This is a genomic window from Natrialba chahannaoensis JCM 10990 (assembly GCF_000337135.1).
Classification (GTDB): Archaea; Halobacteriota; Halobacteria; order Halobacteriales; family Natrialbaceae; genus Natrialba; species Natrialba chahannaoensis.
The window spans coordinates 207,856-216,812 of sequence record NZ_AOIN01000056.1; the positions used below are offsets into that span (position 1 = coordinate 207,856).

The 8,957-nt window shown below is 62.5% G+C and carries 8 protein-coding genes and 1 pseudogene; 6 read left to right on the forward strand and 3 right to left on the reverse strand.

Going from position 1 to position 8,957, the window contains the following annotated elements:
* Positions 1–34 precede the first annotated feature (34 nt).
* Together C482_RS10010 and C482_RS10015 are read left to right on the forward strand one after the other, a co-directional pair.
* Positions 35–376, forward strand: a complete 342-nt coding sequence (locus tag C482_RS10010; protein ID WP_006167477.1) for a universal stress protein — start codon at positions 35–37, stop codon at positions 374–376.
* Between the two features lie 188 nt (positions 377–564).
* Positions 565–2,088: an MATE family efflux transporter gene (locus C482_RS10015; RefSeq protein ID WP_006167478.1), complete on the forward strand. Its 1,524-nt coding sequence runs from the start codon at positions 565–567 to the stop codon at positions 2,086–2,088.
* Between the two features lie 549 nt (positions 2,089–2,637).
* On the opposite strand, the gene C482_RS10020 is transcribed toward C482_RS10015, so the two are convergent.
* The 3 genes from C482_RS10020 to C482_RS10030 form a co-directional block, all read right to left on the reverse strand.
* On the reverse strand, positions 2,638–2,949 hold the full coding sequence (locus C482_RS10020) for a DUF7521 family protein (protein WP_006167479.1): 312 nt from the start codon (positions 2,947–2,949) through the stop codon (positions 2,638–2,640).
* Positions 2,946–3,305, reverse strand: coding sequence for an ArsR/SmtB family transcription factor (locus C482_RS10025; RefSeq protein WP_006167480.1), 360 nt, complete (start codon positions 3,303–3,305; stop codon positions 2,946–2,948). The genes C482_RS10020 and C482_RS10025 overlap by 4 nt, the downstream gene beginning before the upstream one ends.
* Positions 3,306–3,442: 137 nt before the next feature.
* Positions 3,443–4,213, reverse strand: a complete 771-nt coding sequence (locus C482_RS10030; protein ID WP_006167481.1) for an alpha/beta hydrolase family protein — start codon at positions 4,211–4,213, stop codon at positions 3,443–3,445.
* 154 nt (positions 4,214–4,367) lie between these two features.
* On the opposite strand from C482_RS10030, the gene C482_RS10035 reads away from it, so the two are divergent.
* The 4 genes and pseudogenes from C482_RS10035 to C482_RS10050 all read left to right on the forward strand — a co-directional run.
* Positions 4,368–4,955, forward strand: a complete 588-nt coding sequence (locus C482_RS10035; RefSeq protein ID WP_006167482.1) for a metal-dependent hydrolase — start codon at positions 4,368–4,370, stop codon at positions 4,953–4,955.
* 415 nt (positions 4,956–5,370) lie between these two features.
* The gene (locus C482_RS10040; RefSeq protein ID WP_006167483.1) at positions 5,371–6,441 is read left to right on the forward strand and encodes a polysaccharide deacetylase family protein; all 1,071 of its coding nucleotides are present in this window, start codon (positions 5,371–5,373) and stop codon (positions 6,439–6,441) included.
* A complete protein-coding gene (locus tag C482_RS10045) occupies positions 6,438–7,802 on the forward strand; it encodes a hypothetical protein (RefSeq protein ID WP_006167484.1) in 1,365 nt (454 codons plus the stop codon). Before C482_RS10040 ends, C482_RS10045 begins: the two co-directional genes overlap by 4 nt.
* Positions 7,803–8,151: 349 nt before the next feature.
* Positions 8,152–8,925 (forward strand): annotated as a pseudogene (locus tag C482_RS10050) (antibiotic ABC transporter permease); the annotation flags it as partial.
* Positions 8,926–8,957: the final 32 nt, after the last annotated feature.

The following is an 8,957-nucleotide window of genomic DNA, read 5'->3' on the forward strand; positions in this document are numbered from 1 at the left end:
ACGGAGCGAGAGGTCTGCACGAGCGATCGAGACTATGTACGATACAATTTTGATTCCGACGGATGGCCGGCCGAACACCGAACGAGCGATCCGCGAGGCGATCGAACTCGCTAACGTTCACGACGCGACGCTACATGCACTGTCCGTCATCAACTCCGCCGAGATCGCGCCAGGAGTTGACTTCGAAGATCTCGAACCGATCGGCGAATCGACGGTCGAGCATATTGCCGAGCGGGCGGCCGAGGCCGGAGTCGATGGGGTCGAGACGAGCGTCCAGCACGGCCTGCGCCACCAGGCGATTCTCGACTACGCCGAGGCCCACGGCGTCGACCTGATCGTCGTCGGACGAACGCGTGGACTCGATCGGTTCTTCTGAAAGAGCGTCTCCAAGCAGGTTACCGAGGTGGCGTCTATTCCCGTGCTGGTCGTTGAGTAGTAGAAAGACAGACATGTAACGGCCAGAAGAGTGACTCGGATCTCGACGTGTGAGACGGGGTAGCGAGTCGAAATCGGACGTGTCTGCCGCGTCTGCAAGACACTTTTGTGGGACTCGGTTAGGCCGAGATGGTTCTTGTGAGTCGTCGATCGTTCAATCCGATCCGGCTGTGTATCTACTGGATCGGACTCGCGCTCGCCCGCCTCGGGTTGATAGACCCCGAGCGAGCGCAGCGGACGTCTGATCTCGCGTGGCCCCGCGTCGTTACGGGCGTCGCGCGAATGTCGAAAAACGCCGTTGACGTCGCCATGGTCGGCGTGGCGGTCGGATCGACGGCCATCGCCGGCGTCGGCTTCGCCTCGCCGTTCTGGGGGCTCGCGTTCGCGCTCGGTGGTGGGGTCGCCGGCGGTACCATCGCGCTCGTCTCCCAGCGCTTCGGTGCAAACTCGTTCGACTCGCTCGGACAGGCGGTGCGCTCGAGTACCCTCCTGGTGCTCGTGCTCACACTGCCAGTGACGGCGCTGTTCTGGACGTACCCAACTGAGCTCATTTCGCTCATCGGAAACGACCCGGAGACGATCGCGATCGGTGCTGACTATCTGCAAATCGTTGGCCTCGGGATTCCGTTCGCCGGACTCAACCTCATCGGGAGCCGGACGTTCGTCGGGATGGACGACGCCTGGACGCCGATGGTCGTCCGCGCGGGCGGTGCCGTCGCCAACATCGGGCTCAACGCGGTGCTCATCTTCGGATTCGGCCTGGGCGTCGAGGGCGCAGCACTCGGGACGGTACTCGCGAACGTAGTCGTCTCTGCGACGTTCGCAATCGGACTCGTCGCGGGCTGGCTTCCCGGCGTCGGGACGTTCCCTGTCAGCGTCGACCCGTTCGGGAGCTACGTCCACGGCGAGACGGTTCGGAATCTAACGAAAATCGGGCTCCCTGTCCTCGGCAGCAAGTCCGTCTGGACTGTCGCCGAGTTCCCGATGCTCGCCATCGTCGCGCTGTTCGGTCCGCAGATCGTCGCCGCCTACGTCATCGCACGGCGCATCTGGGGGTTGATGAACACGCCTGGCTGGGGCTTCGGCCTGGCTGCCTCGAGTCTGGTCGGACAGGAACTCGGCGTCGGCCACGAGGGGCTCGCAGAGCGCTACGGTCGAGAGATCATCCGCTACGCCGTCGCGGTCTACGTCGTCTCGGCCGTGCTCGTCTTCGTCTTCGCGGAGCCGATCGTGCTCCTGTTCACCGACGATCCGGCGGAGCTCTCGGTTCCGGCCGCCGTCTCGCTCATCTACGCGGCGTGTCTCGCGATCGTCCTGAAGGGTGTCTCGACGGGTGCTGAAGGCGCGCTCAAGGCGAGCGGAGACACCAAATGGCCGTTCTACAGCCAGCTCGTCGGGATGTTCGGGCTCGCGATTCCCCTGGCCTACCTCGGTGCAGCCGGTCTGACGATTCCCGCGATTGGGCCAATTCCCGTACTCGGCGTGACGATCCCGGGCGTCGATATCGCACCGCTCGGACTACTGGGCCTGTATCTCTCGTTCATCGCCGAGACAGCCGCTCCCGCGGTGATCAACTACTACCGGTTCTCGACCGGTCACTGGAAAGCGATCAGCCGGGGATACCGGCCTGGAGCAGCACCGAGTGACGATTAACGAGCACGAACGAGTGTCTCGGCCGCGACTGGTTCGATACCGACGTGGATTTTCCGACCCAGAAAACGCGCTGGCATCACTAATACCATCCAGTGCAACGGTGAAATTGGGGGACGAGACAGGTCCAACATCCACCCCGCGTTGGTCCCTCATCCGATCACCCACTCGAACGGGGTCCCACCCCCACTGCGAGGACGGCTCCCGACCCGTCCTCGTCTCCCGTTCGACCCGCCCTCCCCCTGACAGCGCCTGTGCCCGCGCTGTCAACCCCACCACTCCACTATCACTCCACGACTCGCTTTCGTGGCGAGCGCTTCGGCCCTACAGTCGCGGTCCGTTTTGCTGCCCTGTTCGACTGAATACAAGCAGCCGCTACAGTAGACTACCCAGGAGAAAGGAGGGAGATAGTTGTCAGTCGAAAAATCGTTCACCACTTGTCCCCAGTCGTACCAGTCGAACCGGCACCCAATCACATCAGCCAAATCCACGACCAGTCATAACAGCTGAATCTGCCACAGTCACATCAACCGAACCCATCTCCAGTCGTCCTCAATGTTGTCCGTACAGCGAGTACATGATCGCGACCAATCCGAGCAGTCGACTCAGATTCTTGGCAAACACCGTCACAATCCGATCCGTCGCCGTCATCGTGTTGAGTACGACATTGAGCACGAACGGAAACAGCGTCAACAAGAGTAGCCCCACCGCGAGGTAGAGCATCGATCTCGCATCGTTTCGACGATAGCCACGGTAGGCCTGGTAGGCGATCACCGTCCCGAACAGCGCGACGAGAAAGAGGCTCACGACGGTGAACAGTTCGAACATCGTCGCCTCGTCGAGTCGAACGACGTCGGCGCTCATCGCATCCCCTCCCACATTCGGGTGAACTTGTCGGCGACGTCCTCCTCATTGTAGCTCACTTCGAGATCGAACGAGCCGTCCTCGAGTGAAAGCTCTAGTCGATCGAGATTCGCGCTGTAGATGCTATAGTGGTTGCCGTCCGGGGCGAGTTCGGTCTCTTCAGTGACGAGTCGGCACTCCTCGAGACGATCGAGACGACGGTAGATCGTCGGCAGGGACGCGTCACACCGGTCACTCAGTGTACTGGCAGACATGGGTTCGACGCTCGTGTGCGTGAGGATCTCTCGCGCGTACTCGTCGTCGAGCACGGAGAGAACAGTTGATAGATCGGTATCGGTATCGCTATCCTCACTCACTGGTAGCTGTTCGTTTCGGCATCGCTATGAAAAACGGTCCGGTTTTTCTGACCGTGAAAAGACCCTCTGAAATCCGGTGTCAGCGTGGCCAGCCCCTGCCCGGGAGCCGAATAGATGCCCCACCAGTCGCACTCGTGCTATAGCCCCGTCTCAGACAGCCATGCGAACAACAGCCCACGCAACCGCTCTTCCGCCTCGCGCGAGAAGATGTGCCCTTCACCCTCGAACACCTGGACGAATACGTCCGTCTCGAGTACCCCCGCCGCGTCGAGGCTGTCCGAAACGGGCACCGAATCGTCGGCCGCGCCGTGAAAGATGGCGACTGGTACGTCGAACGTCGCCGCTACGTCCGCGAACGGGTACGCATCCAGATCGTCGAAGAATCGCTCGTCGAGTCGCTCACCGGTGTCGAACTCGAGTACCCCCTCACGTTCGACGCGATTGCGGTAGCGGTCGAAGGTCGAGAGATCGGTGACGGGGGCGCGGGTTGCGACGGCGTCGATGCGGTTGTCGGTGGCGGCAGTGTGGAGGGCGACAGCGCCGCCGAAGCTGGAGCCGAAGAGAGTGAGTGAGCTGCAGTTGTTGCGGTCGTCCTGGAGGACGCAGTCGAGTACTGCCTGCAGATCGGCAAGGCGCGTACTGAGCGAGTGATCGACGAAGTCCCGGTCGGACTCGCCACAACCGCGAAAATCGAACCGGACGGCGTTGTACCCCTTGTCGACGGCGCGCTGGCAGCGCCGTTCGTAGCTGCCTGACTTGTCGCTTCGGAGCCCGTGACAGAAGACGAGCCAGTCGTCGGAGGGCGCTTCGTGGTGGACGGCGGCGACGGATTCCGGTTCGGAACCGAACTCCGATTCGGCGACGGACGATGAGCCGTCCGTAACTGAAACCGTGAACTCGCGTGGCATGCTCGCTCGTCCATTTCGTCCCGACGACCGTATTCGTTGAGGTCAGACGGCGGTGACCGGCCGGCCGAACAGATTCGAAATCGCGGTACTGGACCGCCGCCACGGCAGGTTATCTCCTGCATAACTAATCAGCCGACGTGGCTGGCCTACACCAATGTGGCCATGGGAACACGCAATCGTCGGCTACGTCGTCTACTCGCTGTTTAGTCACCTCGTCTACCGCGACGCACCGAGTGGACTCGAGGCGTTCGCCGTCGTCTTCGCGTCCGTACTGCCGGACCTCATCGATAAGCCGCTGGCCTGGCAGTTCGGCGTCTTCGACTCCGGATACGCGCTCGGCCACTCCGTCTTCTTTGCGGTACCGCTTGCAATCGTCGTCGGCGTGGGCGCTCGCTCCGTCGGTCGTCCACGCGCAGGAGTCGCCTTCGGTCTGGGCTACCTGCTCCACCTGCCGAGTGACATCCTCGACACCTACGTTCGTGGCGGCGAACTCCGGTATGATATCGTGCTCTGGCCCGTCCATCCGGTCGAACCGATCGGCGAGCACACCGACTTTCTCAGCGAGTTTACCCGTCTCTTCGGACACTATCAGCAAGAACTCCTCGCCGGCGATCTCTCGATGTACATGTGGTTCCAACTCTCCATTGCAGCGTTTGCAGCCCTCCTCTGGGTTTACGATGGTACGCCGGTTCTCCGTGAGTTCCTCCGGGGCAGTCTCCGGGTCCTCTCGAGCGGCCGGTAGCGAGACACTGATACTGGAACCGCCATCAGCACCGATATCGACACTGTCACTGGCACCGGTACGGAATGCGTACCAATTGTTCGAGACAGCCACACAGTTCAGCTACTGATAATGTTGTCATTTACTATCGTATCGATTCCAGTGAGTGTATAGCTGTAATGAGCGAGACGACGAGGTGTCATAGATTTTCGAGTGAGTACGAGCGTGACCGTGACCGCAGCCATGGCCGTAGTCAGCCGAATCGACGCGGTACCCCCTGTAACCGGGGAGCCACGGCCGAGATTGACGGTGGATTCCCTGTCCGAATAGACCGCCGCGGACGGGACGAGTCAGGACTCGCGGCGGACTGGGTCGAAGTTGCGTCATCGAGAATCGACACCACTCACGAACGCCGCACCCTTCGGCGGGTGAACGCATGAACCCCAATCACACCAGCTCCCAACCGGCGCGAATCACAGCCCTTCCCGACGATGCCGAGTTCGCCCTCTGTCTGACCCACGACGTCGACCGCCCGTACAAGGGCTTTCGATCACTGTACTACGCGACACAGGAGCGCCCAGGTTACCACCTCCGAACGGCGCTCGACCGATCGAACCCCTACTGGCAGTTCGCCGAGATCATGGATCTCGAGGACGACCTCGGTGTGCGGTCGGCCTTTTACTTCCTGAACGAACAACACCTGCTGTGGGATCGACAGCCGCGTGAGTGGCTCTCACCGGAACACTGGATTCAGCACCTCGGCCGGTACGATATCGACGGCGACGATATCGCCGCCGTCATCCGTGACCTGTCAACCGGCGGCTGGGAAATCGGCCTCCACGGCTCGTATCACACCCAGCATGACCGCGACCGACTACGGACCGAAAAGGTCGCACTCGAGAACGTCCTCGGCGAGCAGCTATCCGGCGGCCGTCAACACCATCTTCGCCTCTCAGTGCCAGAGACATGGGAACACTACCGCGAAATCGGGCTCAGCTATGACACCAGCCTCGGCTCGACGACCGACTGTGGGTTCCACGACGGCTACCACCCGATCCGCCCGTTCGGCGACGAGTTCGTCGTCTTCCCGCTGGCGATCATGGATCAGGCGCTGCCGGATCCCGCGACCAACCCGGATGCCGCGCGCCGGGCCTGCGAGCGGTTACTGGTCGACGCCGCCCGAAACGACGCCGTGATGACCGTGCTCTGGCATCCACGCTACTTCAACGAGAAAGAGTTCCCCGGCCACCGAACGCTTTATCGGTGGCTCGTCGAGCGGGCACTCGAGTTAGGCGCGTGGGTCGGATCGCCAGGCGAGCTGTATGAAACGATCGACGCTGAGACGATCGATCAGCATCCCGTCTCGATCGGAACCGACTCGGAGACGGAACCGGTGTCGACACCGACCCAGTCCGATCAGGAGCAGTCGCGGCGTGGTGATCGACGCGAGGAAACCGCGCCACAGCTTCGCTCGGCGAGTAGTAGCGGAGGTGAGTCCTCCCTATGAGTCGTCGTCCAGCGGCGGTTGTCGCGGTCGTCGCTCTGCTCGTCCTGAGCAGTGTCGGCGGCGTCGCGCAGGTCGGCGACTCGTCGTCGACGCCATCGCCGAGCGCCTCGGCTTCGAACGCGCCACCGGCTGACAGCTACGTTATCGAACAGGACGGATTCTGCCAGCAGATCGAGCCGCTCTCGAGCGGCGGCACGGTCGAGTCCTTCTACGACTATCGCAACCACGAGACGCATCCGGAGGGCGTCGACCGGATGTACAGCTCCTACGGCACCGAGCACCTCCAGGAAGACGATACCAGTATCCTGTTCCTCCACGAGGGCACTGACGGGCTAAGCCTCGTGACGATTCACGACCAAGTTGATGGGAACTCCACCGGCGGTGTCGCAACGTTCGATATCGTCGGCCTCCCAGCGGAGTCCGAGTGGGTCGTCCAGGACGACAACTACACCGGCGAGACGAACATGGCCGAGTGGTACGGCGGCGACGGCTGGCTCGGCGCGTCGTGGATCTGGTCCGACGAGCGCACCGACGGCGGCGCGATCAACGGCGGCCTCAACGACGCCTTCGCGATGACGATCCACCCGGCGTTCAACGAGGACGCAGAGCACTACGACAACGATGAACTCTACGACCCAGACTTCCACGACGACGGCGAAATCAACGACTGGGAGATCCTCTCGGGTGATGCGGACAACCCAGACCGCACAGCTATTCCGTCGCTCGACGAGCCGGTAACGATCCGGACCGGAACCTGTGACGGCCCGTCTATCTCCTATGACCTCCTCGGTGGCGGCAGCGGCGAAGACGCCGCGGATACAGGCCTCGCAGCTACGATCGAAGGCGCGAGTTCCGACGACCAAATCCACCTGCGACCGACGGCAGGCTCCGTCGACGAGGTTCGATTCGACGACGTGTACGTAAGCGGCCTCGACGGCGACACCACCGTCACGTTCGAAAACAACCACCCCGACGACCTGCCCGGCAGTCCGGACGATGTCCCCGGACTCGGGTCGCTGGCCGTCTCCGGCGAACCCACACTCGAGAACCTCTCGGCGACAGTGATGTTCACCGTAGACGAGACGGTACTCGAGGAGCACGAGATTGCGCCCGAAGACGTCTCGCTCTACGAGCGGGCAGATGGTGCGGCGTGGAACGAGTCGACGACGGAGTATCAGGGCTCCTCGGGGTCGACGCACGAGTACGCGGCCTCGGTCGACACGCTCGAGGGGCTGACGGTTGCACAGGCCCAACCGGAGCCTGAATCAGGACTGTCAGCGATGCCCGGCTTCGGTGGCCTCGGTGCGCTCGTGGCGCTCGCAGCGCTTATCGGCCTGCTCGCGGTGCGGTATCGGGAGTAGGGACTCCTGACTGATCAATCCGACTTGCGGGACGCCGTCTATGGCCTGCCTCGCTTAAGCCGCAACACCTCCCGTCGGAACGACTAACAACAATGGTTGTGATGGCAGTCGGAATTGCTGCTGTCGCGAGAGTTGTGCGGGCAGGCCTCGTCCACCCGTTGGACCGCTGTGGCTCAGTCCGCTCTGGTGGTTCGTCTTCCCGCCGCTCGCAAGGTGCCTGTTATCGCCCTCATACCAGTTCGGGCGACCATCATCGTGTGCGACTGGTACCGACTAACCGCTTGCTGTGTCGCCGACACAGCGGGTAGCGAGCGTATAATAATGGGACGCAGTGGGGTGCCTCGAGTAGATGCAGTCGCAAGGATTTCCCGACACTGGCGGCGTGACCGAGACCGGCGGGCGAGTCGAGCTGGGTGTGACGGCTGCGGAGACCGTCGAGCAGTACGAACCCGTACTGGATGCGACGCTTGCGTACGCGCGCCGACACGACTATATCGGTCCGGACTACGGCGACGGCTTGAGCAGTCAGCTCCTCCAGGCGCTTCCCGTCGAGAACCGCGTGCTGAATCTCGTCGTCCAGGAAACGGTCAAGCGCACGCCTGTCGACGTGCGGCCGCTGTTTCGCGTCGAGTGCAAGCGCAACTACAAGGGCACGGCGCTGTTCGCGATGGCCAACCGGAACTACCAGCAGTTGGCCACCCAGGATCTCGCGGATCGGAGTGTGGACGACCTGCCATTTGATCCCGAAGGCGAGGCTGACCGGCTCGTCGATTGGCTCGTCGACGAACAGATCACGGACTATAGCGGCTTCTGCGGCGGCCACCGACACCCGATCCAGCACCTCCACACCAAGGGCGTGCCGAGTGATCCCGACATCGTCTCGACCGCCTACGCCGTCAGGGCGTTCCTCCAGGCCGCCCGTACCGACGACGACGCCGAGGAGTACGCCGACCTCGCTCGCACCGCCGCCGACTTCCTCGTCGAGGACCTGAACTACCGGGAAGTCGAGACCGGCGCGAAGGTGGACTACCACATGAACCACCCCGATGACTCCTACACCGTCAATGCAGCCGCCATCGGGGCTCACATGCTCGTCGACCTCTACGACTACTTCGGCGACGAGGCTGTCTCTTATACACATCTCTGAGCGGGCTG